This is a genomic window from Massilia sp. CCM 8734 (genome assembly GCF_011682155.1).
GTDB classification, from domain to species: Bacteria; Pseudomonadota; Gammaproteobacteria; order Burkholderiales; family Burkholderiaceae_D; genus Telluria_A; species Telluria_A rubra.
Genome location: NZ_WHJI01000017.1, coordinates 115431 through 138439, shown reverse-complemented (window position 1 = coordinate 138439; position 23009 = coordinate 115431). Strand labels below are relative to the sequence as shown.

The 23009-nt window shown below is 62.7% G+C and carries 29 protein-coding genes; 20 read left to right on the top strand and 9 right to left on the bottom strand.

What is annotated here, in order from left to right:
• Positions 1-2: 2 nt before the first annotated feature.
• From F2P46_RS17570 to F2P46_RS17535, 8 genes are all read left to right on the top strand, one after another.
• On the top strand, positions 3-479 hold the full coding sequence (locus F2P46_RS17570; RefSeq protein WP_166892210.1) for a TadE family protein: 477 nt from the start codon (positions 3-5) through the stop codon (positions 477-479).
• Positions 480-495: 16 nt separating this feature from the next.
• On the top strand, positions 496-1074 hold the full coding sequence (locus F2P46_RS17565) for a TadE family protein (protein ID WP_166892207.1): 579 nt from the start codon (positions 496-498) through the stop codon (positions 1072-1074).
• Between the two features lie 32 nt (positions 1075-1106).
• Positions 1107-2282 (top strand): AAA family ATPase, encoded by a 1176-nt coding sequence (locus tag F2P46_RS17560; RefSeq protein ID WP_166892204.1) that lies wholly within the window; start codon positions 1107-1109, stop codon positions 2280-2282.
• Between the two features lie 27 nt (positions 2283-2309).
• On the top strand, positions 2310-3656 hold the full coding sequence (locus tag F2P46_RS17555) for a CpaF family protein (RefSeq protein ID WP_166892201.1): 1347 nt from the start codon (positions 2310-2312) through the stop codon (positions 3654-3656).
• Positions 3657-3664: 8 nt separating this feature from the next.
• Positions 3665-4642 carry a type II secretion system F family protein gene (locus tag F2P46_RS17550; RefSeq protein WP_166892198.1) on the top strand — a complete coding sequence of 326 codons (978 nt, stop codon included), beginning with the start codon at positions 3665-3667 and terminating at the stop codon, positions 4640-4642.
• A gap of 9 nt (positions 4643-4651) precedes the next feature.
• Positions 4652-5590, top strand: a complete 939-nt coding sequence (locus F2P46_RS17545) for a type II secretion system F family protein (protein ID WP_166892194.1) — start codon at positions 4652-4654, stop codon at positions 5588-5590.
• A gap of 31 nt (positions 5591-5621) precedes the next feature.
• Positions 5622-6710 (top strand): LytR C-terminal domain-containing protein, encoded by a 1089-nt coding sequence (locus F2P46_RS17540; RefSeq protein WP_166892191.1) that lies wholly within the window; start codon positions 5622-5624, stop codon positions 6708-6710.
• A 96-nt stretch (positions 6711-6806) separates the two neighbouring features.
• On the top strand, positions 6807-7118 hold the full coding sequence (locus F2P46_RS17535; RefSeq protein ID WP_166892188.1) for a BON domain-containing protein: 312 nt from the start codon (positions 6807-6809) through the stop codon (positions 7116-7118).
• Between the two features lie 37 nt (positions 7119-7155).
• On the opposite strand, the gene F2P46_RS17530 is transcribed toward F2P46_RS17535, so the two are convergent.
• The 9 genes from F2P46_RS17530 to F2P46_RS17490 all read right to left on the bottom strand — a co-directional run bounded on the left by F2P46_RS17530 (position 7156) and on the right by F2P46_RS17490 (position 12854).
• Positions 7156-7359 carry a hypothetical protein gene (locus F2P46_RS17530; RefSeq protein ID WP_166892186.1) on the bottom strand — a complete coding sequence of 68 codons (204 nt, stop codon included), beginning with the start codon at positions 7357-7359 and terminating at the stop codon, positions 7156-7158.
• Between the two features lie 163 nt (positions 7360-7522).
• A complete protein-coding gene (locus F2P46_RS17525; RefSeq protein WP_166892183.1) occupies positions 7523-8110 on the bottom strand; it encodes a hypothetical protein in 588 nt (195 codons plus the stop codon).
• A 115-nt stretch (positions 8111-8225) separates the two neighbouring features.
• Entirely contained in the window at positions 8226-8750 is a 525-nt protein-coding gene (locus F2P46_RS17520; RefSeq protein WP_166892263.1) for a DUF2867 domain-containing protein, read from the bottom strand.
• Positions 8751-8883: 133 nt separating this feature from the next.
• Positions 8884-9666: a 3-hydroxybutyrate dehydrogenase gene (locus F2P46_RS17515; RefSeq protein WP_166892180.1), complete on the bottom strand. Its 783-nt coding sequence runs from the start codon at positions 9664-9666 to the stop codon at positions 8884-8886.
• Entirely contained in the window at positions 9650-10885 is a 1236-nt protein-coding gene (locus F2P46_RS17510; protein WP_166892178.1) for a patatin-like phospholipase family protein, read from the bottom strand. The genes F2P46_RS17515 and F2P46_RS17510 overlap by 17 nt, the downstream gene beginning before the upstream one ends.
• On the bottom strand, positions 10878-11444 hold the full coding sequence (locus F2P46_RS17505; RefSeq protein ID WP_166892175.1) for a carboxymuconolactone decarboxylase family protein: 567 nt from the start codon (positions 11442-11444) through the stop codon (positions 10878-10880). Before F2P46_RS17505 ends, F2P46_RS17510 begins: the two co-directional genes overlap by 8 nt.
• Before the next feature lie 189 nt (positions 11445-11633).
• Complete coding sequence (locus tag F2P46_RS17500) at positions 11634-12056, bottom strand: transcriptional regulator (RefSeq protein ID WP_166892172.1); 423 nt, start codon at positions 12054-12056, stop codon at positions 11634-11636.
• A complete protein-coding gene (locus tag F2P46_RS17495; protein ID WP_208296666.1) occupies positions 12044-12400 on the bottom strand; it encodes a type II toxin-antitoxin system HigB family toxin in 357 nt (118 codons plus the stop codon). The genes F2P46_RS17500 and F2P46_RS17495 overlap by 13 nt, the downstream gene beginning before the upstream one ends.
• A 136-nt stretch (positions 12401-12536) precedes the next feature.
• Positions 12537-12854 (bottom strand): hypothetical protein, encoded by a 318-nt coding sequence (locus F2P46_RS17490; protein ID WP_166892169.1) that lies wholly within the window; start codon positions 12852-12854, stop codon positions 12537-12539.
• A gap of 531 nt (positions 12855-13385) precedes the next feature.
• Here F2P46_RS17490 and F2P46_RS17485 point away from each other — a divergent pair.
• The 12 genes from F2P46_RS17485 to F2P46_RS17430 all read left to right on the top strand — a co-directional run bounded on the left by F2P46_RS17485 (position 13386) and on the right by F2P46_RS17430 (position 22934).
• Positions 13386-14714: an integrase family protein gene (locus F2P46_RS17485; RefSeq protein ID WP_166892166.1), complete on the top strand. Its 1329-nt coding sequence runs from the start codon at positions 13386-13388 to the stop codon at positions 14712-14714.
• A 111-nt stretch (positions 14715-14825) separates the two neighbouring features.
• A complete protein-coding gene (locus tag F2P46_RS17480) occupies positions 14826-16025 on the top strand; it encodes a hypothetical protein (protein WP_166892163.1) in 1200 nt (399 codons plus the stop codon).
• A gap of 367 nt (positions 16026-16392) precedes the next feature.
• Positions 16393-16770, top strand: coding sequence for a helix-turn-helix domain-containing protein (locus F2P46_RS17475; protein WP_166892160.1), 378 nt, complete (start codon positions 16393-16395; stop codon positions 16768-16770).
• A gap of 193 nt (positions 16771-16963) precedes the next feature.
• Positions 16964-17716, top strand: coding sequence for a conserved phage C-terminal domain-containing protein (locus F2P46_RS17470; RefSeq protein ID WP_166892157.1), 753 nt, complete (start codon positions 16964-16966; stop codon positions 17714-17716).
• Positions 17713-18153 (top strand): hypothetical protein, encoded by a 441-nt coding sequence (locus F2P46_RS17465; RefSeq protein WP_166892154.1) that lies wholly within the window; start codon positions 17713-17715, stop codon positions 18151-18153. Before F2P46_RS17470 ends, F2P46_RS17465 begins: the two co-directional genes overlap by 4 nt.
• Entirely contained in the window at positions 18137-19039 is a 903-nt protein-coding gene (locus F2P46_RS17460) for an AAA family ATPase (RefSeq protein ID WP_166892151.1), read from the top strand. Before F2P46_RS17465 ends, F2P46_RS17460 begins: the two co-directional genes overlap by 17 nt.
• 298 nt (positions 19040-19337) lie before the next feature.
• Positions 19338-19628, top strand: coding sequence for a hypothetical protein (locus F2P46_RS17455; RefSeq protein ID WP_166892148.1), 291 nt, complete (start codon positions 19338-19340; stop codon positions 19626-19628).
• 29 nt (positions 19629-19657) lie between these two features.
• Entirely contained in the window at positions 19658-20023 is a 366-nt protein-coding gene (locus tag F2P46_RS17450; RefSeq protein ID WP_166892145.1) for a hypothetical protein, read from the top strand.
• Positions 20020-20319 (top strand): hypothetical protein, encoded by a 300-nt coding sequence (locus F2P46_RS17445; protein WP_166892142.1) that lies wholly within the window; start codon positions 20020-20022, stop codon positions 20317-20319. Before F2P46_RS17450 ends, F2P46_RS17445 begins: the two co-directional genes overlap by 4 nt.
• The gene (locus F2P46_RS17440; RefSeq protein ID WP_166892139.1) at positions 20319-20888 is read left to right on the top strand and encodes an aspartyl/asparaginyl beta-hydroxylase domain-containing protein; all 570 of its coding nucleotides are present in this window, start codon (positions 20319-20321) and stop codon (positions 20886-20888) included. Before F2P46_RS17445 ends, F2P46_RS17440 begins: the two co-directional genes overlap by 1 nt.
• Positions 20885-21340: a hypothetical protein gene (locus F2P46_RS17435; RefSeq protein ID WP_166892136.1), complete on the top strand. Its 456-nt coding sequence runs from the start codon at positions 20885-20887 to the stop codon at positions 21338-21340. The genes F2P46_RS17440 and F2P46_RS17435 overlap by 4 nt, the downstream gene beginning before the upstream one ends.
• A 1-nt stretch (position 21341) precedes the next feature.
• The gene (locus F2P46_RS17430) at positions 21342-22934 is read left to right on the top strand and encodes a hypothetical protein (protein WP_166892134.1); all 1593 of its coding nucleotides are present in this window, start codon (positions 21342-21344) and stop codon (positions 22932-22934) included.
• The last annotated feature ends 75 nt before the right edge of the window (positions 22935-23009 follow it).

Here is a 23009-nt window from a genome sequence, read left to right as displayed (position 1 = left end):
TCATGTCCCCTGTCTGTGCGCGCCGCGTGCGCGGTCTCGCCCATATCGAGCTGGCCCTCATCCTGATGACCATGGCAGTGCTGTTGCCGCTGGTTTTCAGCTTTGGCCGGGTCTTCTACGTGTATTCCGTGGTCAAGCAGGCCAACAGCGACGCCGCCGCCTCGCTGGCTACGGTTCCGATGAGCGAGTGGTCCATCAGTGAGGACGAAAATAGTCCGATGAAGGCGCGCGCGCGCCAGATCGCCCGGCAAGCCTTGCTCGAGGCCAGCATCGCGCCCGCCATCAACCTGGTGGGAACGCACATCAGCTGCATGCGCTCTGGCCTGTTGGGATCGAGGGAATGCGGCGGCCCGAACCGACCCTCGTCCATTACGGTCGCCTTGGGCGTGCGCGTCCCGGTCACCGGGGTGATGAATATGTTCGACATCGGCGAGTCGATCGAAATATCGACCACCGTCACCGTTCCCTACACCAACTGAGCGCCCGGAGTTGCCGATGAAACCTACTCCCCTCGATCGCGGCGCCGCGCGCGGCGTCACAACAGTCGAGTTTGCGTTGACCTTACCGATTTTTCTGCTGTTCATGCTGGGCCTGCTTGAAGTGGCGCGCGCCATGTACCTGTGGAATGCGCTGTCGGACGCTACCCGCGGCGTGGCGCGCGCCGCGGCCATGACCAATCCGGCCGACAGCGACGCCCTGGCGGCACTGTCGGCCAGGGCCAGCGTGGCGGCGCGCGCGGCCGGCATGTCGCTCGGCGCCGCCGGGCTGGACGGGAAGATCGTGATCGCTCACCTGCGCAGCAATTTCGACCCGGTGAGCGCGCGCCCGGCCTGCCCGTCGCGCAACATTCTCAACTGCAATGCCAATCCGAACGGGGAGACGTGCGTGCGTTTCGTGCAAGCGCGCCTGTGCGCGCCCGGCAGCGGACCCGAGTGCACGCCGGCCGAGTACAAGCCGCTGTTCAGCGGCAAGCTGTTGAACTGGAGTTTTACCTACCCGACCTTTGCCACCGTTACACCGGCCGGCTCGCTCGGCCACCAGAGCGGCGTCACCGAAGCCTGCCCCGCTTTCTGACCGAAGCGCGCCACCACCCACGAGGATGTTCCATGAAAGCTTTACTGATTACCCACGACAGCCAGCTGCAAGCCGAAATCGCCGCCCAGGGCGCCGCGCGCATGCCGCCCGTGACCCTGGTGGCGGTGCGCAGCCGCCTGCGCGACGCGCTCGAGCGGGTGTTGCCCGACAGCCCGGCGCTGGTGATCGTCGACGCCAGCGGCCTCGATGAAGACGAAGCCGAACTGCTGGTGCGCCTGGCCAAGCTGTACCCCGGCGCGACCTTCATGCTGCTCACCCGCGACCAGCAGCAAAACCTGTTGATCCGCGCCATGCGCGCCGGCGTGCGCGAAGTGCTGCAACTGCCGCTGGTGCACAGCGCCTTCCACGACGCCATCAACCGCATCGCCGATGCCGCCAATGCGGGCAAGGTGTGCGACGGCAAGGTGCTGGCCTTCATTTCCTGCAAGGGCGGCAGCGGCGCCACCTTTTTGTCGACCAATTTCGCCTATGCCCTGGCCAGCCTTGCCGACAAGAAAGTGATCCTGATCGACCTGCACGGCCAGTTCGGCGACGCCACCCTGTATGTGTCGGACCAGAAGCCGGCCATGACCCTGTCCGACGTGTGCAGCCAGATCGCGCGCATCGACGGCGCCTTTCTCGATTCGTGCCTGGTGCACGTGACGCCCAATTTCGGCATCCTGGCCGCGGCCGACGACCCGGCCCACGCGGTCGAACTGAAACCGGAGCAGATGGACGTGATCCTGCGCGTGGCGCGCCAGCACTACGATTACGTGGTGCTCGACGTGGGACGCCAGATCGACGCCATTTCGCTGCGCGCGCTCGACAACGCCGACGCCATCTACCCGGTGCTGCAGCTGGCCCTGCCCGACCTGCGCGACGGGCGCCGCCTGCTCGACATCTTCCGCTCGCTCGGCTACGCCATCGAAAACACGCGCCTGATCGTGAACCGCTACGAAAAGGGCGGACGTCTGCGCCTGCAGGACGTGCAAGCCTCGCTCGGGGCCGAGGTGATGCACACCGTCCCCAACGACTACGTGAACGTGACCGATTCGGTGAACCAGGGCGTGCCGGTGCTGCAACTGTCGCGCGCCAGCCCGGTGGCGCGCAGCCTGGCCGAGCTGGTCGAGCTGGTCACCGCGCGGCGCGTGCCGGAAGCGAAGGGCTTGCTCACGCGCCTGTTCGGGCGCGCCGAAGTCGAACAATAATCGGACCGTCACCCCCAGGAGAATCCCATGACCTTGCGCGAACGCCTGACGGCGACCGAGGACAGCCGCCACATCCAGCCGGCCGAGCCGGAAACGTCCAACCACGCCTACCACGACCTGAAGAAGAACATGCACCAGATGGTGCTCGACCGCATCGACCTGGAGCGCCTCAAGCGCCTCACGCCCGAGCAGTTCAAGCACGAACTGGGCCTGTTGGTGCAGCACATCATCGAGGAAGAGCACATCGTGCTCAACCAGCACGAACGGCACGACCTGGTGCTCGACATCCAGCACGAAATGCTCGGCTTCGGCCCGCTCGAGCCGCTGCTGGCCGACCCGACCGTCTCGGATATCCTGGTCAACACCTACAACCAGGTCTACGTCGAGCGGCGCGGACGGCTGGAGCTGACCGACATCACCTTCCACGACAGCGCCCACCTGATGAAGATCATCGACAAGATCGTCTCGCGGGTCGGGCGCCGGGTCGACGAATCGAGCCCGATGGTCGACGCCCGCCTGCCGGACGGCTCGCGCGTGAACGCGATCATCCCGCCGCTGGCGGTCGATGGCGCGATCCTGTCGATCCGGCGTTTTTCGGCCACCCCACTCACCGTCGAGAACCTGCTGCGCTACAAGAGCATGACCCCGCCCATGGTGCAGGTGCTGCAGTCGCTCGGGCATTCGAAGATCAACATCCTCATTTCGGGCGGCACCGGCAGCGGCAAGACCACCTTGCTCAACCTGCTGTCGGGCTTCATTCCGGCCAACGAGCGCATCATCACCATCGAAGACGCGGCCGAACTGCAGATGCGCCAGCCGCACGTGGTGCGCCTGGAAACGCGCCCGCCCAACATCGAAGGCAAGGGCGAGGTGACCCAGCGCGCGCTGGTACGCAACGCGCTGCGCATGCGCCCCGACCGCATCATCCTGGGCGAGGTGCGCGGGGCCGAGGCGATGGACATGCTGCAAGCGATGAACACCGGACACGAAGGTTCGCTGGCGACGATCCACTCGAACACCCCGCGCGACGCCCTGGCGCGCCTGGAAAACATGGTCGGCATGGCCGGCGTGACCCTGACCCCGCGCGCGGTGCGCCAGCAGATCTGCTCGGCCATCACGGTGGTGCTGCAGGTCACCCGCCTGACCGACGGCGCGCGCAAGCTGGTCAGCCTGCAGGAAATCACCGGCATGGAAGGCGAGATGATCGCCATGCAGGAGATTTTTTGCTTCGAGCAGACCGGGGTCGACGCCGAAGGCAAGGTGGTCGGGCATTTCCGCGCCACCGGGGTGCGCCCGCGCTTCGCCGACCGCCTGCGCCTGTTCGGTGCGCCCGTGCCCGACTCGGCCTTCGACCCCAGCCGCATTTTCGAATAGGAACGGCCATGGATTATGTCTTCTATGCCTTTGCCGTGCTGCTGTTCGCGGCCGTGATCCTGATGGTCGAGGGCGGCTGGCTGTTGTGGTCGGAAACGCGCGGCGGCGGCGCCCTGCGCATCGCGCGCCGCCTGCGCGTGATGTCGGGCGGCACCGACACCGAGGGCGGCACGGTCTCGATCCTCAAGCGGCGTCGCTTCAGCGCGTCCGATACGCTCGACGGCATACTGCACCGCATGCGCCTGGCGCAGGCGATCGATCGCTTGCTGATGCAGGCCGGGGTCAACTGGATGGTGGCGCAGTTCCTGGCGGCCTCGCTGGTGCTGCTGTGTGCCGCAGGGCTGGCGGCGCATACGTGGGACACGCCGGCGCTGCTGACCTGGGCGCTGCTGCTAGCCGGTGCGAGCCTGCCGTACGGCGTGTTGCGGCGCACGCGCGCCAAGCGCCTGGGCAAGATCGAGCAACAGTTGCCGGAGGCGGCCGACTTCCTGGCGCGCGCCATGCGCGCCGGCCATTCGTTCACCAACGTGTTGCAAATGGTCGGCAGCGAACTGCCCGAGCCGCTCAGCGGCGAATTTCGCATCGTGCACCAGGAAATCAACTACGGCGTGCCGATGAACGAAGCGCTGTACAGCCTGGCCGAACGGGTTCCCCTGACCGACCTGCGCTACATGGTGATCGCGGTGCTGATCCAGCGCGAGTCGGGCGGCAACCTGGCCGAAATCCTGGGCAACATCGGCCACATCATCCGCGAGCGCCTCAAGCTGCTCGGCCAGATCCGGGTGCTGTCGGCCGAAGGGCGCATCTCGGCCTGGATTTTGGGCCTGCTGCCGTTTGGCGTCACCGGCATGATGTACTTTGCCAATCCCGAGTACATCAGCATGCTGTGGACCGACCCCGACGGCCGGAGCCTGCTCGGCTACGCCGGGGGGATGATCACCATCGGCGTGCTGTGGCTGCGCAAACTGATTCATATTCGCGTCTAGGAGAACGTCATGAGCGGCTCGCAATTACTGTTTCTGCTGATCGTGTTCGGGGTCGTGGTCGGCCTGGCGGCCCTGGCCATGGCCACCTTCTGGCCCGGCTACATGCGCCAGCGCCTCAAGCGCGTGGGCGCCACCGCCGCCGACACCAGCGTCGGACGCAACGATGGCTGGGTGGAAAAAGTGGCCAAGGTGGCCCAGCCTTTCGGCGTCCTGTCGCTGCCCGAGCAGGGCTGGGAAAAATCGCCCCTGCGCACCCGCTTCATGAACGCCGGTTGGCGCGGCCCATCCGTGGCGCCCCTGTATTTCGCCGGCAAGACCTTGCTGGCGCTGTTGCTGCCGGCGCTGGTGGGACTGTGGATCGCACTGTCAAGCGAGGTGATGCGCGGACAGATCATCATGCTGATGCTGTTGGGCGCGGCCACCGTCGGCTACTACCTGCCCAACGTCGTGCTCGAAATCACGGCGCGCAAACGCCGGCGCGAGATCTTCGAATCGATTCCCGATGCGCTCGACCTGCTGACGGTGTGCGTGGAAGCGGGCCTGAGCCTGGAGCGCGCGCTGATCAAAGTGGCCGGCGAAATCCACATCAAGTCGATCGTGCTGGCCCAGGAAATGCAGCTGGTGCTGATGGAAATGCGGGCCGGCTTCAGCAAGGAAAAGGCGCTGCGCAACTTCGCCCTGCGCAGCGGCGTGGAAGACGTCGACACGCTGGTGGCGATGATGATCCAGTCCGAGCGCTTCGGCACCAGCATGGGCACCTCCCTGCGCGTGCACGCCGACACCTTGCGCACCAAGCGCCGCCAGATGGCCGAGGAACAGGCGGCCAAGATCGGCGTCAAGCTGATGTTCCCCCTGATTTTCTTCATTTTCCCGACCCTGCTGATGGTCTTGCTCGGCCCCGCCGGCATGCAGATCATGCGCACCCTCAGGTCGGTCAACGGACAGTGACGTCCTTGTTATGCCTTTACCGGAGCCGCTCATGCGACGCATCCTGACCCGTACCACCCTGCTGATCGCCGGCGCGCTGCTGCTGGCCTGCGCCGATCCGCGCGGCCGCGTCGAGGGCGCCCATGCGCCGGCGGCCGCGCCAGTCAGCGCCGAGGACGCATATCTGGCGGGGCGCGGCGCCCACCTGGCGCGCCGCCACGACGCCGCCCTGGCCGCCTATCGCGCCGCGCTGGCGCGCGATCCGGCCCACCTGAAGGCGCGCAACGGCCTGGCCACCCTGTACGCCGAGCAGGGCGATTTTGCGCGCGCCATCGCGCTGTGGCAAGCCATGACGCGCGAAGGCGAGGGCGCGGACGGGCAGGCCAGCGCCTTCCTGTTCAGTAATCTCGGCTATGCGCACTTCCTCAACGGCCAGTTCGAGCAAGCCCTGGCGGCCCTCGAAAAAGCCTGCCTGCTCGACCCGCTCAACGAGCGCGCCTGGGACCACCTGGGCGGCGCGCTCGAAAAGGTCGGGCAGCACCAGCGCGCACAGCAGATGTACCGCCAGGCCAGCGTCCTGCGCACGCACGACCTCAAGGCCGACTATGCGGTTGCCGGGCACGCCGGCGTGGCCGCCATCGACAGCGCGCTCAAGGCTGGAGGCCAGGCGCCGGCGCCAGAGCCGCAGTGGGACCGGACCGAGGTGCGCCAGGACGCCTCCGGCGTGTTCGTGGTGCAGCGCGTGGGCGCGGCTGTGGCGGCTACGCCGGCGCCGGCGGCGCTGATCGCGGCGCCAGCGCCGGCGGCACGCTCCGGCCAGGCCCTGCTGGAAATTCGCAACGGCAATGGCGTGGCCGGCATGGCGCGTTCGCTGGCCGGCACGATGGACGAGCGCGCCCTGCGCGTGGTGCGCCTTAGCAATCAGAAAGGATTCGGCGTGCGCCAGACCCGCATCGAATACCAGCCGGAATTTCGCGAGGCCGCCGAGCGCCTGGCCCAGCGCTTCGGCGCCGCGCGCGTGGTGGCCGTGGGCCAGCTCGGGCGCGCCGACGTGCGCCTGGTGATCGGGCGCGACATGGTGCCGGGCGCGGCCACCGCCGTCGCCGCCGCGCGCACCAGGCCGCTGCCGGGGCAGGGTTGATGCGGCATTGAGGGCTGGTCCGTTTGTGCCATATCAAATCCGGGGTGGACGCTCACGTGACAATAGCGTGATCGAACCACTTACCGGAGTATTTCCATGAACTTTGCAGAACGTTTTATCCGCTTCCTGTGCGGCTTCGCACTGCTGGCGCTGGTTGCCTGCGCACCCACGCCGCAGCGCGAAGGCACGGGCGAATTCATTGACGACACCATCATCACCGGCAAGGTCAAGGCCGCGCTGGTGGCCGACCCCGACCTCAAGGCCACCCAGATCAATGTCGAGACCTTCAAGGGCACGGTGCAGCTGAGCGGCTTTGTGCCGGCCGAGCACATCGGGCGGGCGGTGTCGCTGGTGCGCAGGATCGACGGCGTCAAGGACGTCAAGAACGACATGGTGCCCAAGCGCTGACGCGGCCCTGGCGGCGCTGGCCGGCCGGTGTTCGTGCTCAGCCTTTGAGCAGGGCTTTTTCGGCTGCGCTCAGGCGCTTGGCGCTGACGGTAACGACGGTCATGTTGGCGTCCGCGCCGGCTTGCACGGCGACCGTTGGGGCAAGGCGCGGAGCCGGTGCGCTGGCGGTGGCAAAGCTCGTTGCGGAGACCACGACGAGGGCGGCGACGAAGATGGTTTCCATGTTTTTTGCGATGTTCATGATGTTTTCCTGTGTGTGAAGTTCGTTGGGTTGAGTGAACTATAGCCACAGGGGCGATTGTCAACACCGCGATTGCGACGAAGCGCCGGTTTGGCGGGATGGAGCGTCAAATTCAGGGTAAAAGCGTGCCTGGCGGCCGCCTGCCCGCAGCGTGAACAGGCGCCTATTTCTTGAAGCGGATGGTCATTTCGGGACGCTGTTCGAGGCTGCCGATTTTCCACGAATAGGTGCCGATCAGGCCGAAGAACGACGGGGTCGAGGTGGCATTGTGCGAGAGCACTTCGGCGCTGATCGGCACCGTCACCAACAGCTTGCCCTCGAGCTTGATGCCGAGTGCCGCCATGCTGGCTTTTTCCTTGTCATCGAGCTTGCCCGCTTGCAGGGTCAGCACGCCATCCGGGCCGGTGTGAACGCGCAGCATGCCGAGCAGGTCGAGCGCCTGGCCGCGCTGGCGCTTGCCTTCGACGCTCAGGTCGTAGCGCGCGTTGCCGTTGTAGGCGACCTGGCGGATCTCGCCATTGCGCTCGAGCTTGGCCGCCTGGTCGTGCATGCCCGCTTCCGCTTTCGGGCTGAGCTTGTCGCCATTGGCCGTTTGCCCGGCCGCCAGCGTATGCACGGCGGTGCCGGCGTAGGAATACTCGTAGCTGCCATCGGACTGAAACGCAGTCCGGGCGGTAAAGCGTTCGGGGACCAGGCATCCGGTCAGCAGCAGGGCGGCGCACGCGCCTGCGTACAGGAGTCGACAGCTCATCGGGCAATCCATGGAAGGTCGGAAACGCGCAGTGTAGCTCAGTCAATACAATCTTGTCAGAGTAGACAAATTTGCTTACAAGGTGCAACGTCACTTACTGGGCGCGCGGGCAGTGCTACGCTCGTGCCGCGCCCCTGAGCACCGCCGGCGCGATGATGCGGTGCATCGGTGTCACCGGCAGCATGTAAAGCCGCCCGAGCCAGTTATGCACGTGGACCACGGTCGATACCGTGGCCAGCACGTTGCCGCTGCCGGCATCGACCGTCTTGTACACCGACAGGATCACGTCGAGGTGCTTGTCCTTGTCGCCCAGCAGGACTTCGTCGGGCGTGTTGGCGAACAGAGTAAAGATGCCGACCCGGTCGCCGACCTGGTAAGCCGAGGCCGGCTTGGCCGGATCGAGCATGGACAAGGTGCCGAGGTTTTTCAGGCCCAGCAGCGACACCACCCGGTTGCGCAAGTTCATCAGCCGGTTGACCCAACGCGGCGTGCCGGCTGCCGCTTTCAAAAACAAGTCGAGGGCGCTGGCGCCGCTGTCCAGCGGTGCGATCGCCCAGGCGTCGTGGAAGTACGCGCCAGGCAGCGACGCCGCCAGCGCGCTGGCGGCGGGAACGGTGGTTTCAAGGGGTTTGGCGTGCATGGCGTCCGCGCGGAAGGGCAGGTCGTGCCGGTCCGGTCGGACGCGCGGCAACTCGGCTGGCGAGCATGCCATCTTAATACGGAAGCGCGCGCCGCGCACGGACCTCATCGATCCGCTCGGCGCCTGCCTGCGTTTACTGCATGAACCAGCCGTGGCTGACCACGATCGACTGCCCGGTCAGCGCATTGCTCGGGAAGGCCGCCAGGAACAGGGCGGTCTGCGCCACATCCTCGACGGTGGTGAATTCGCCATCCACGGTTTCCTTGAGCATCACGTTCTTGACCACATCCTCTTCCGAGATGCCGAGCGCCTTGGCCTGCTCGGGAATCTGCTTTTCGACCAGCGGCGTGCGCACGAAGCCCGGGCAGATGACATTGGCGCGCACGCCGTGCGTCGCGCCTTCCTTGGCGACCACCTTGCACAAGCCGATCAGGCCGTGCTTGGCCGTCACATAGGCCGACTTGAGCGGCGACGCTTCTTTCGAATGCACCGAGCCCATGTAGATCACGCTGCCGCCGCGCCCTTGCGCATACATCACTTTCAGGCAGGCGCGGGTGGTCAGGAAGGCGCCGTCCAGGTGGATCGCCAACATTTTCTTCCAGTCGTCGAAGGCAAAGCTCTCGACCGGGGCCACGATCTGGATGCCGGCGTTCGAGACCAGCACGTCGATACCGCCGAAGCGCGCGGCGACGGCCGCGATGCCCGCCTCGACTTCGGCTTCGCTGGTGACGTTCATGGCCACTGCCATGCTGCGCTCGCCCGAGGGATCGAGTTCCTTGGCGGTGGCCTCGGCCGCTTTGAGGTCGAGGTCGGCGATGACGACCTTGGCGCCGCTCTCAAAATAGACCTTGGCGATATGTTTGCCGATGCCGCTGGCGGCGCCGGTGATGACAGAGACTTTATCTTGCAGGTTCATGGGATTCCTCTTTCAGCAAATTTGTGGCGGCACGCGTGTGCCGGGAAGTCAGGAAATCGTAAATGGCGGGGCTCTTGTCGACCGGCGGCAAGGCCAGGATCTGCGGATGCGACAAGGTCAGCGCGGCGTCATCGTAGCCCGAACGCCAGTGTTCGTTCATGGTGACGCGCGAAAATTCGAAGTCCTTCGACTGGCCTTCGTAATTGCGCGAGCGGTACACCAGCTGGACGATGTTGTAGACCGCTTCGTCGGACGCCTCGGCCAGCAGGCGCGCCTGGGGCGTGCCGGCCAGCGCGGGCGGCATCTGGGCCAGCAGCTCGTTAAACGCGGTGCGCAGCTCGGCCAGCTTGCGGAACTTGTCGGTGGCGGCCCGCGTGCGGCTGGAAAACTGCACTTCCTTCATGCGCACGGCCACCTCGGTCAGGTCGCGCGGCAGCGCGCCGCTGGCGCTCCACAGGTCGACCTGCAGCACCAGCGTATCGACTCCCGAGTGCGACGACAGCACCCAGTCGAGCGGGGTGTTCGAGACCAGCCCGCCATCCCAGTAATGCTCGCCGTCGATTTCGACCGCGTCGAAGCCCGGCGGCAGGGCGCCGCTGGCCATGATGTGTTTGGCGGCGATGGTGTCGACCGCGTTGTCGAAGTAGGCGAAGTTACCGGTACGCACGTTCACGGCGCCGACCGACAGGCGCATCTCGCGGCTGTTGATGCGGTCGAAATCGACCAGCCTGTTCAGCGTGCCTTCCAGCATCGAGGTGTCGTAATAGCTGGTGGCGCCGCGGTTGGCCATCGGCAGGTACGGCGGCGGCATGCGCGGCTCGAAAAAGCCCGGTACGCCGTGCGACAGGACACGCCCGGCCGCCATCTGGTTGGCCCAGCCGCGCAGGGTGTCGCCGGTAAGCAGGCTGGTCCACCATTCGCCGGCGCCGCCGTCGCCGGCATTGCTGACCGTTTCCCAGAAGCTGCGCAGTTTGGCGACCCGGTCCGCGCGCGGGTTGCCGGCGATGATGGCGCTGTTGATGGCGCCGATCGAAATGCCGGCGATCCAGGTCGGCTCGATGCCCGCTTCCAGCAAGCGCTCGTAGACGCCGGCCTGGTAGGCGCCGAGCGCGCCGCCGCCCTGCAACAACAGGGCGATGCTGCCGAAGGCCGAGGCGCACGGGCGCGCCGCTTCGGGCGGCGCGGAGGCGCGGTTATGCAATGTTGAGCCGTCACGCATGTTCGGGCACCGGAACGTCGAAACCATTGAGCGTGGTCGATACCATGGAATAGAGTCCTACCAGGTAGATGAGTTCATTGGTGCCCTTCTGGCCGAAGGTTTGCAAGGCCAGGCGATAGATCGGCTCGGGCAACAGGCCGCCGCGGCACAGGGCGTAGGCGAGGTCGTAGGCGACGCTTTCTTCCTTGTTCAGGTCGGATGGCTTGAGGTCGGCCACCAGGGTTGCCAAGCGCTCCAGCGGCATGCCTTCGGCCTCGGCCACGGCGATGTGGGCATACAGTTCGTAGGCGGCGTCGAAGCGCGCGCCGACCACCAGGATGGCGATCTGGCGCACGTTATCCGGCAGCACGGCGTTGGCGGTCATGGCCAGGGTCAGGTTCCAGATCGCCTTGCCGATGGCGGGCTCGTGCAACCAGGGGTTCCACGGCCCCATCAGGGCGCCATCGTCGCGCTGGGAGACGAAGGCGTTGAAGTTCGAGGCAATGCCTTTGCGCATGTCGTCGTACAGGGGCTGTTGTTCGGGGGTGAGGTCGGAAGGGGCGATCAGGGGCAGGCGCATGCTGGCTTTCTGGCGTGGTTGGCAAGGGGGACGCCGAACCGGTCCATGCAGGTGGCGCGCGGCCTTGGCCGGCGCGGGAGGATCGTTTCAGCTCGTTGCCAAAGAATACACCGGCTTACTTAGGCGAAAATTGGTTCGTGCGCGAGTCGATTGCGCCAGCGGGAGGGGATGCGGCGGCGGGCAGGAGGATCAAAGGAACAATGTTGCCGGTACCTGGAAACGGGCGGCAAGCGCCTTGATTTGCCGGATATCGAGTTCGCGGGTGCCGTTCAGTATTGCCGTCACTGTCGTCTGGCTGCCCAGTTCCGGAAGCGCCGATTCGGTAACTTGATGCTGGTCCATCAGGAATCGCAGCATCGTCAGGGGTGAAACAGGCGTTGCCGGATAATGTGCGTCGTCATAGACGGCAATCAGGGTTCCCAGCATGGAGGCAAGATCGGCCAGCGCATGTCGTTCATCCGCAGCGCCCGCGTCGAGCAGCTGGTTCAACACGGCGACTGCTTTGTCGTAGTCTTGCTCCGAGCGGATCGGATTGAGAGGAACGAGGGAGGTGAGCGCGCGAAAATGCGAAGTGATCGTGTCGACGGCTGCCCGGTCCATCAAGGTTTCCATTTGTCGTATTCCTTGTGCGTCAATACGTGTCGTATAAATAATTGCTGACTGTTAAAGTGAATCGAGGTCACGATCCGGTATTTGTTGCCGCCCACGTCAAAAACGTAATAGTCCCCGGCCTTGTCGGTGGCGTTGAATGTTTGCTTGAGCGCCGCGAAATTTGAAAAGGACCTCGACTCGATGATCTTTCGCCATGCCTGCATGGGAGCGTCCGCGTCATGGTGGATCGCTGAGAAGTTCTTCAACGCCTTATTGGAGATGACTCGCATCAGCCATGTTAGCGTACCTTGAGATGAGGCGCTGTGGCACAGGTCACGGCGATGCGGCATTGTCAAAGCGCTCAATCGCGCAATATCTATGCGGAACGTTTCTGAACAGATCGCCAGCGTGTGCGCGCGACTTCCTGCGACGAAGCTATGCCGGCTTTGGAACTCGTCAGGCGAGACCCGCTCCGGGTGGGTTGATGTTGGGGCGGGAAGACTACTTTGGCGGTGCAGGGGCGGGGGTGGTTGGCGGTGTGAGCGCTTGGGGAGTGGTGACAATGTTGGGTGCCGGCTGCGCAGCATGGCCGGAACTCGGCTTGAGCGCATTGCTCATAGCGAGAAATAGCCCGCCAAACCCCACGAACAGTCCAATGAAGGTGGCTATCATCCACCTCTGCACGTCAACGGTTGCCTTGTGCATGTCTGCACGCAGCTCGCCGATATCAGCCTTGGTGGCGTAATTCGAGCGAATGATTGCCACGTCCACCTTGACGGCGGCAAGGCCGGCTTCAAGTTCTGCAGTGTGAGTTTCCATGCAATTATCATCAGATTGTGCGCGGGAGCTGTCAAGCGTATACGTCAACGTGGGCGGAGCAGACTCCTGGTCATCGCCGGCCATCCAGTGTTTGCCCAGTCGGTCTTTTGCAGCGGAAGATGCCTGCGTGTCACCGTCGATGGGGCGGGCGCGGGCTGGCCGGAATAGGTCGCCGGAAAATGCGGGGTAATTTGGAGCGCCAGCGGCCACCGTCCTGAGCGAATCGGTTTACACAGCGCTTACCTGACGTGGATGATGGTCGTATGCAGCAAAAAGGGTTACGCGCCGAAGCGGGTAACCCTTTTTTGTCCTGCTAAATTCTGGTGCCGACTGCCGGTTTCGAACTGGCCACCTGATGATTACAAATCGTTGAAACAAGTCATTCAGTAGCGTTGATCAATATTCCTGAAACGTTGAATTTACATATAAATCAATTGGTTGCGTCTGATGGCCCACCTGTTTGCATGGATTGACGTTGATTGATATACTCCAATTCGGGTTACACGGCGGTTACATGGGGGCGGTCAAGCGATGGCAAAGGTAAATTTCACTGCGGGTCGCGTTGAGGCGTTCAGGTGCGAACCTGGCAAGAGTCAGTCTTTCCTGTGGGACGCGATAGCTCCGGGCCTGGCACTACGTGCTACCGCAAACGGCGCGCGAGCGTACGTCTTCCAAGCCAAGCTTGAGGGCGTTACCGTGCGCATTACCATCGGGGCGCCCGCAACCTGGACAATTCAGGCGGCGCAAGCCGAAGCCCGCCGCTTGAAAGTCATCATCGACAATGGGCAAGACCCACGCCAAGTTAAGGCGGATGGACTCGCCGCAGAGCAAGCCGTGCGCGACGCCAAGCAGGCGGAAAGAGCCGCAGCACAGGACCGACTGCTAAGCGAGTCGGTCACGCTAGGCGACATATGGCCGGTGTACGTCGCTGATCGCACGCCGCATTGGGGCGAGCATCAAATTGCCGCGCATCGAAAAATAATTCAGGCCGGTGGGGAGACGCGGAAGCGCAGTCCTAAGCCCACCGAGCCGGGGCCGCTCGCATCTCTTGCTGGTGTGCGCCTGGTTGATCTGAATGCATCGCGCATCGAAGCATGGGCAAAAGTTGAGGCAATGGTGCGTCCGTCCAGCGGTAGGCTGGCGATGCGGTTGATGAAAGCGTGCTTGAACTGGTGTGCCGCGCACCCCGCCTATTCAACCCTGGTTACAGCCAACGCCGCTAAGAGCGCGAAAGCGCGCGAGACGCTGGGCAAGCCGAAAGTGAAGCACGACCTTTTGCAACGTGAACAGCTGGCGGCTTGGTTCGGCGCCGTTCAAAAAATCCGTAACCCGGTCATCTCTGCCTATCTGCAAACGCTATTGCTAGTTGGCGCGCGGCGCGAGGAAGTCGCAGGGTTGCGCTGGATTGACATTGATTTTCAGTGGAACAGCATGAAGCTGGGCGACAAGATGGAAGACTTTCGCATGGTCCCGCTGACACCCTATGTATCGCATCTGCTGGCCGCTCTGCCTCGCCGCAACGAATGGGTTTTTAGCAGTCCTGCGGCGGAGTCCGGACGCCTGGCCGAGCCGCGCATAGCCCATAATGAGGCGGTGGCCGTTGCTGGGCTGCCCCACCTCACCTTGCACGGTCTGCGGCGTAGCTTTGCGACCTTGAGCGAGTGGACCGAGACGCCGGCGGGCATAGCCGCCCAAATTCAGGGGCATGCGCCACAAGGCGTTCGCGAGCAGAACTATATACGCCGCCCCCTGGACTTGCTTCGAATGTGGCACACCAAAATTGAAACGTGGATGCTCGAGCAGGCTGGCGTAACTTTTGTGCCGGCCACACCAGGGCTTCGCGTGGTGGCCGCGAACTAATAACGGTACAAGTTTAAAGCGCCAGTCTAGTTTTAGCGGACGAAAAGCCGGACTCCTTCACCGGCCTGACTGGTGCCCCAACATATGAGGGCTGACACCTGAAGGGGTGCTATGTCAATTTTTGTCCCGCCCTATGTAACGTTAGATGAAGCTGTTTCATTGCTAGCGGCCGAGACCGGTGCGCAGGTCACCCGCGATTGGGTTTTGCAACTGGTACGGCATGGCGACGTCAAATTTTTCTTCCGGCCGCAGTCCGATCTCTACGTTTCAAATGACTCCGAGGAAAATTCTTTCCTTCATATGAAACCTGGTCAAGAGCACCCGCTGCCGAATGATTGGGCAGAGATATTTACCGCCGATGTTAATCATGACGGCAAAATCCAGGTGCGGACGCTACCGGACGCTTTAGGCAAGCCGCGCTTTATTCAAGACGCAAAAACATGTGAACGAGTAGTTTTGGCGATCTCTATCGATGACGTGCGTTTTTCGTCTGATGAGTTGGCTCACTTCGCTGCAAAGCGGATGGCAAAGGTTGCTTCGGCAGGAGTCACTAACTCAGCGCCCCACCTCACCGAAAAGCTGGGACATCTGGCGGGCCAATCGCTTCCCAATCAGCCATTGCCGAAGCGAGCTGCAAATCGGATCTCCGTGTCGAATACTTTAAGGCTAATACTTGAGCAGGCGGAGTTTCCCCCTACGATGGACATTTTGGTTGAGGTTGTCACCGACGAGCACGGCAACGAAACGGCTCTCCCGGGCGGAAAGATGCGCGTGGTACCGTCGGACGGTCGCGGCCTAGCTGCTCAATTTATCAAGGCAAATTTTCTTTCGTTTTGCAAACGTGCAAACGTTCAACCAACGAGTCCGTACTCTCCGTGCGTTTTTGATTACGACTGTAATAACGAGATGCATGACTTGCTATACGAAATTTCACAAGTAGAGATGTATGCGTTCGCAGACATATATGGACTGGATTTACGTGCCAATAATCCAAGGTCAGGGGACACATTAATTCCAGCTGAGAGCGCTGCTCTTTCGACAGGTGAAGAGCTGCGCCCTGATGAGCGTCAGCGTCAGAAGGTTGCCGCATGCGCTGACCGTCGATCAAAGTTAGATTTGCACGAGGAGCGAGGGACAAAGCGACAAATCCTCGAGTGTTGGGACAATATTGAGCGCCTACATGGGCCCACCGTCGACGGAACAGCTGTAATGCGCGTACTGGTGAGGGAGCATGGAGCCAGTGAGGTAAAGGAACTGAAGACCATTCGAAACACATTGATACAGCTTAGGAGCGCCGGCCTTATTCCCTAAATTGTTCCCGGGACGTTCCCGGGAAGTTCCTAAGTTCCCGTCGTGGAATTTAGAGGGAAATTCAGACATAAATTTCGTATCGCCAGCGCTTCACCGGGAATCAATCTTGGTGGCGCTTAACCCCTAGGAGGGCATATGGCGATACATCCCACCACTACCGTACCACCTGCACTTGCTCAGATCGCTGTTGGACGCGATCACATCCAAACGTCGGAATTTGCGCGCGCCACGAATCGTGTCAGTCAGACCCTTCGCAAAAACTACTGCCTGACTGGGCATTGTTTTGGCATCCGTCCAGTCAAATTTGGCAATCGATTGTTATGGCCAGTCGCTGACATCGCCAAACTGCTTAACGGGGGTTCGGCAAATGACTAAATCCCAAAAGCAGCACGGCCCCGCAGAGGGGGCCGCACTTGTCGATCTTGCTGGCGGGCACGAGGCGACATATCAAAATCAGGAAGCACAGTCTAACATCGATGCTGCCGTTTTGGCGAGCAGGTCGACGGCGACGGCGGTGCAGTTGGCAAAAATCATGGTGCTCCTTCGCCAGGGCCCCAAGACGACAATGGAGCTGCGCGACCACTCCATCCTTATGCCGGCGGCCCGGATTTTTCAGCTCAAGCGCGAGCACGGCCACACGATCACGACCGAATTGCTGCCGTTGTTCGACAATCAAGGCGTTCGGCATAGCAAATGCGCCCGGTACCACCTCATTGCCGAGGCGGTCAGCGGGGTGGCAACGTGAGCCGGCTACCTCCCAACGTCAACCGTGCGGTGTACGCCGGTGCGCGCGCCGCCGCCCGCTCCCGCCATTTCTGCTCGAGCTACGCCCGCTACGAAGTTGAAAAATCCATGTGGGCAAACCGTCACCTTGGCGCCACGTCGGCAGAGTATGAGCAGGCCATGCGCGCGATTGCTCGCGCATGCGGTGTATAGCCATGGCCCGTATTCGTACCGTCAAGCCGGAGTTTTGGACCTCCGAACAAATCGCCGAGTGCTCGCCGACCGCTCGCCTCCTATTCATTGGCATCTGGTCGTTTTCAGACGACCACGGCATACACCCCGCGTCCGTGAAGCGGTTGAAGATGGAAGTGTTCCCATCGGATGCGATCAGTGACGATGATATCCAGGCCATGGTCGATGAACTGGAAGCGGCAGAACTGCTGCATTCGTACCAGGTCGCCGGCAAAGACTACTGGCAAGTCACGGGATGGGCCCGGCATCAGAAAATCGACAAGCCGACCTATCGCCATCCCCAGCCAGGAGCGCCGGTAGGAGAGCCAGCGCCAGCAGTGCATGCCCCCTCGCCGGACGTAAATTCGGCGAGCGCTCCCCGAGAAGTAGAAGAGGACTCGGCGAGGCCTCGGGTACGGAGTCTAAAGGAGTCTAAAGGAAGTAAAGCATTGTCCGGTAGCCCGGACTGTTTGGCGATCCTTTCTCACCTCAACGAGCGGGCCGGCCGTAATTACTCGCCGGTGAGGGCAAGCCTGGACCTGATTGGCGCGCGCCTAAAAGAAGGCGCCACTGTCGCCCAGTGTTGCGCCGTGGTTGACGCGAAAGTCACCGAGTGGGCCACGGACTCGACCATGCAAAAGTACCTTCGCCCCGAGACGCTGTTCAACGCCACCAAGTTCGCGGGCTACGCCGGCCAGTTGGCTGACGCCGATACGTGCGTGAAGGATTGGGAATGATCGCCGCTAACGCCCAGCCTATCGTTGACGCCCGGCTGCGTGGCATGAAGCCCGAGGGAATGATTCTGGTTTCGCTTGTGGGCCCCATGGGCGCCGGTAACCACACGGTCCATGCGAGCGCTGGCCAGGCCTACGACTGGCGATGGACTCGTGGACTTGACGTGTGCGTGTACGTCGGCGCCCGGATGGATTGGGCCACGACCGTCAAAGCCATCGCGCTGCATCGACCTGAGCACCTGAACGTGTGGAACGCGGTGGAGAAGTGGGGCGCCGGGGTGTTCCTGATCCCCGCAGCCGAGGACATAGCGCAGCCGGTCGCGCGCTGGGCCTACGAACTCGACTTCTTGCCCTGGTTGGACTTTCAAAACATGGACTTTATCGCCGGGCGCACATACGCCCGCGCACCTGGAGGAATGCCGTATGCAATTAATCCCTGACAACATCGATTTCAGCGCCTACATGAACGAGCCGGAACAGCACAACGTGCGCCCGGCATCGGACTGGCTGCAGGACACAATCGACGCCTTCTATGCGGCGCCCGACGCCACCCCTATCCCAACAATGCTGTGGGAGAAATCGCGCGACAGGATCAAGTTTCGCCCTGGCGAGGTATCGATCTACGCCGGGATTAACGGGCACGGCAAGAGCATGTTTCTCTCTCAGGTGGAACTCGATCTGTGCTTCCAGAATGAGCGCGTCATGGTGGCGAGCTTTGAAATGAAGCCGGTCAAGCAAATGCATCGCATGAGTCGCCAGGCCTACGCCGGCCGCGAGCCGTCGATTCCATTCCTAACCAGCCTGTCGCGCTGGACGGACGGCCGGCTGTGGATGTATGACCACGTTGGTGCGGTCGAGTGGCGCAAGCTGATCGCCGTCATGCGGTATGCGGTGCACACGTTCGGCATCACGCAGTTCGTCATCGACAGCCTGATGAAGTGCGTCAAGGGCGAGGACGACTACAACGCGCAGAAAGATTTCGTCAACGAGTTGTGCGCGTTTGCCCAAGCCCATAGCGTGCACATTCACCTTGTGCACCACATGCGCAAGGGCGAGAGCGAACTGAAAGCCCCTGGCAAATTCGACATCAAGGGCGCCGGCGCGATCACCGACCAAGTGGACAACGTGTTCATCGTGTGGCGCGATAAGAAAGCAGAGGCCGAGAAGAAGGGGAACCCCAATTGCTATGTGTCCTGCGAAAAACAGCGTAATGGCGAGTGGGAGGGGCGGTTAGGCTTCTGGTTCGATATCGACTCGCAGCAGTATTTGGAATCGGCGGAACAGCGCCCGACCCGCTACAACATTGCGGCACAGGGGCGCGCATGACTACCCCTAATCCAAAACCGATCAAAACCGCCCTTACGACCCCGCCGGGGACGGCTTGGTGTATGGAGTCGTCCAAGCAGGCGAAAGTGCCACCATCGAGCTGTAATGGCTTCCATGGCGCTTTCGCTAGCCGGTCGATCATGTGGTCCGCGCCTTTCACCTCACCGCCGGACCAGTACGCGCGCGCCTGCGAGGGGGTTTCCGCCGACTTCGCGCGCGTACGCGAGGCGGCGGCCACATTAAGCGACCAGTACGCATGCGCGCGCGAGGGCGGCGCCCTTCTGCCGAGGCGGCCCACATGAGCGCCGCCGGCTATCAGGTGCTGCTTGACGACCTGAAGAATCTTGACGCGGCCCCGGAAATGGTCGCGGCGTTCCGGCAACTTATTTTTGACCGCCTCGACGCGGAACGATCACCTACCGAGCGCCGAGTTGCGTTCGTGCGCGAATTGCTGGCGCAGCGCGAACGCACGGTGATCATCCGGGAGCGGTTGCAGGCCCGGTTCGGGGTTTCGCGCCGCCAGGCATACCGAGACATCGATCTTGCCAAACAAGTTGTGCCTTCCAGATGGCACGGCGCGCGGGCTTAATACTGAAAAACCACTGAAAGGATTTCGATATGGAAAACGTAAATTATGTGTTCTTTGGCGAAGATTTTGCAGCGTCGGCTCCGGAACTGTTCGGCATGCTCGCAATAGAGCCGGGGTGTAAATGGGTCACGATTGCCCATCTCACGCACGCTGTTGAAAATGGCGCCACGGTGAATGTGCGTCAGTTGAGCGCTACCGAGTTGAATCGCTGCGAAGCCATTCTTGCACTTCGCGGGATCGGCGAGGAACTGGCGAAGCGCGTGGCGGCGGCGCTCGATGACAGCGCGGCCGACCCCACGGCCCCGGCAACAATCGAAGCGCGAAAACGGCTCGACCCGCTGGAAGGAAAATATTACCCAATGGCTAATCTGCTCGACAACCGGGGCGCCCAATGAGCGGATTGTTGGGAATGTTCGCGCCGCAACCTCAGCAAGGGGGCGGCCTGCTTGGCGCGATGAGCGCAGCAGCGCCGCAAGCGCCGCAAGGTGGCGGCAACGGCCTCCAAATGGCCAAGCAGCTCGCGCAGAACCCGACCCCGGAGGTTGCGCAGCAGATCATCGCGCAACTCCAGCAGTCGGGCAATCCGGAAGCGGCGCAGTTTGAGCAGATGATCCAGAAAACCGGTGGCGACCCTGCTGCGCTGAAACAGCTTGCCGATGCCATCGTGCAGAAGCTGAGAGGCGGCCAATAATGCGCAACTTCATGCTCATCGCAACCGGCACCGACGTGCTGCCGCTGAATCTGGCTATCAAGCGCATGCCCGAGCTGTGGAAGGCCGATACCTACCTGCGCGACTATCCGCAAGGCCCGTTTGGTGAAATCGAATCGATCATGCTGCGCTTCCCCACGAAGTCGGTGCACGAGACCGAGGAGGCGCTTCAAGCAGCGCAGGCCACGTTCGACCAGCACGAGAACATCGATTACCCGGCCTACAAGACGCTGCCCGAGGCCCGCCCGCTGATTATGCAGCTCATGGCGCGCGTGGGCGGCGAGCGCCTGGGCCGGGCCATGATCAATAAGATTGCGCCAGGTGGCCGCATTTTCCCCCATGCGGACACGCCGGCGCACACCGACTACTACACCCGGTTCCACATCGTGCTGCAAAGCGCCCCGGGCGTGGTCTTCCGCGCCGGCGACGAGCACGTGTACATGGCGACCGGTGAGGTCTGGTGGTTCGACAACAAGCAAGAGCACGAGGTGATCAACAACAGCGCCGTCGACCGTATCCATCTGGTGGTAGACATGAGGACTTCCCGATGATCACGTGCCATATCGAATCGTTCGAAGAGCGGCTTGAAGAGCTGCAAACGTTGCTGCCTCTGCACTATGCGGAACTGGCGCTCAATCAGGACAAGGTTCCGCTGTCGCCGCAATACGAGGTCTACATTGACCGCGAGCGCGCCGGCGGCCTGCTGTTCGTCACGCTGCGCGACGCTGGGGTGATGGTCGGGTACTTCATCGGCTTCATCGCCCCCGGCCTGCATTACAGCACGTGCTTGACCTGCACGATGGACATCTTCTACGTCCGCAAAGACCTGCGCACCGGTCGCGCTGGCGTGAATCTGTTCCGCTTCGTGAAGACCGAATTGAAGCGACGCGGCGTGCAGCGCTGGTTCGTCGGGTCGAAGGTTCACGCTGATGCAAGCGTGCTGTTCAAGTATTTGAAATTCGCCCCGTGCGAAACCTATTACACCATGTGGATTGGAGATTAATATGCGGATGAAACTCCGGGGCGAGCGCAAGCAGGACGCCATGCTGGACAGTGCCAAGTTTTGCGGCGTCGCGGCAGCCATGATCGGCGCGGCTGTAGTCGGCGGCGTGGCGTCCAGCAATGGCGCCAAGAAATCGGCCGAGGCCACAAAAGAAGCGAACGCGGCAAATATCGAGGCCAACAAAATCGATCCGCGCATCACCGATATGCTGTTCGGGGCCGGCGAAGATAAGGGCTTGCTCAGCCAGTACCGCGACCTGGCGAACAAGCCGCAATCGCAGGCCATGCAGGACTACGGCAATGCGGCAGGCCAGTACCTGCAAAACGCCAAGGGCGACCTCGACTACATCCGGGGCGGTGCCTACGCGCAGATGCAGGGCCAGGCCGCGCCGCAGATCGGGGCCGCGCCGCAAATGGGCGCAGCGCCGCAAATGAATGCCGCGCTGATCGGCGGCGTTCCGACTGCGCAGGCGGCATCAATGCAGGCACCGCGCGCAATCAAGGATGTCGCTCGCATGCAGGGCGCGCAGAAGGCCGAGGGCGTGGGCGTGAGCGGGCCAGCGCAGAACAACATGGACCTGACCAAATCGTTCGACGGCATGATCAACGGCCAGGCCGGCGCAAACCAGTACCTGACCGGCGCCATCCAGAAGGGCATCAACCAGTCGAAAAACGCATTCGAAAGCCAGCAGGCCGACAGCACCCGCAACCTGATGGAAATGATCATGCCAAGCATTCGGGGCGGCGCCATCGCGTCGGGCCAGTACGGCAGTTCGCGCCAGGGCATCGCGGAAGGCCGAGCCATTGGCGACTTTGGCCGTGAGCAGCAGCGCGCGCTGTCGCAGTTCGGGCAGAACAATGCGGACGCCGCAGTATCGGCGCAGGCCGGCGCGTACGAAACGGACTCGAACCGCGCGCTGTCGGCAATGCAAGGACTGAGCGGTCAGCAGAACCAGGCGGCCATCGCCAGCGCGAGCAACCAGCAGTCGGCCAACCTGGCGAATATGCAGGCGCAGATGCAGACGAACCAGACGAATGCGCAGCTCCAGCAGCAGCGCGACCTCCAAAACCAGAACAACGGTATGCAGGCGGCGCAACAGAATGGCGGCTGGCAGCAGCAGGCCAACTTGGCGAACCAGTCGGCCATTCTAAACGTCGGCGCGAACAACCAGCAGGCGCAGATGGGGGCCAATACGTCCAACCTCGGCTCGCAACTCACAACGGGCAATGCGAACCTGGGCGCGCAGTTGCAGACGAACGGCGCCAACCTGAACGCGCAGATGGGCCAGAACACGCTGAACAGCCAGAATTACCAGCAAGGCATGGCGGGCCTCGGCGGGCTGTTGGGCAATGCGTATGCTAACGCCGGAACGCAGGACCAGTATGCGATGAATCAGGCCCATCAGGGAGCCGGCCTTTTGCAGCCGTACTTGAACAAAAACCCTGTGGCGACCAACATGCAGCCGGTCTACAACAACAGCGGCGCGGCTGCGCTCGGTGGCGCGCTGGCCGGCGCGCAGCTTGGACAGGGCATCTACAAGCAGTACAACGAAGACCACGGAGGCGCACAAAACGTCACGCCACGCACGTACTAAAACGCCATCGTTGGACTTGCGCCCGGCGGGCAACCGGAGGGCCAAGTTCCAGTTGTCCATCATGCGACGCGCGCA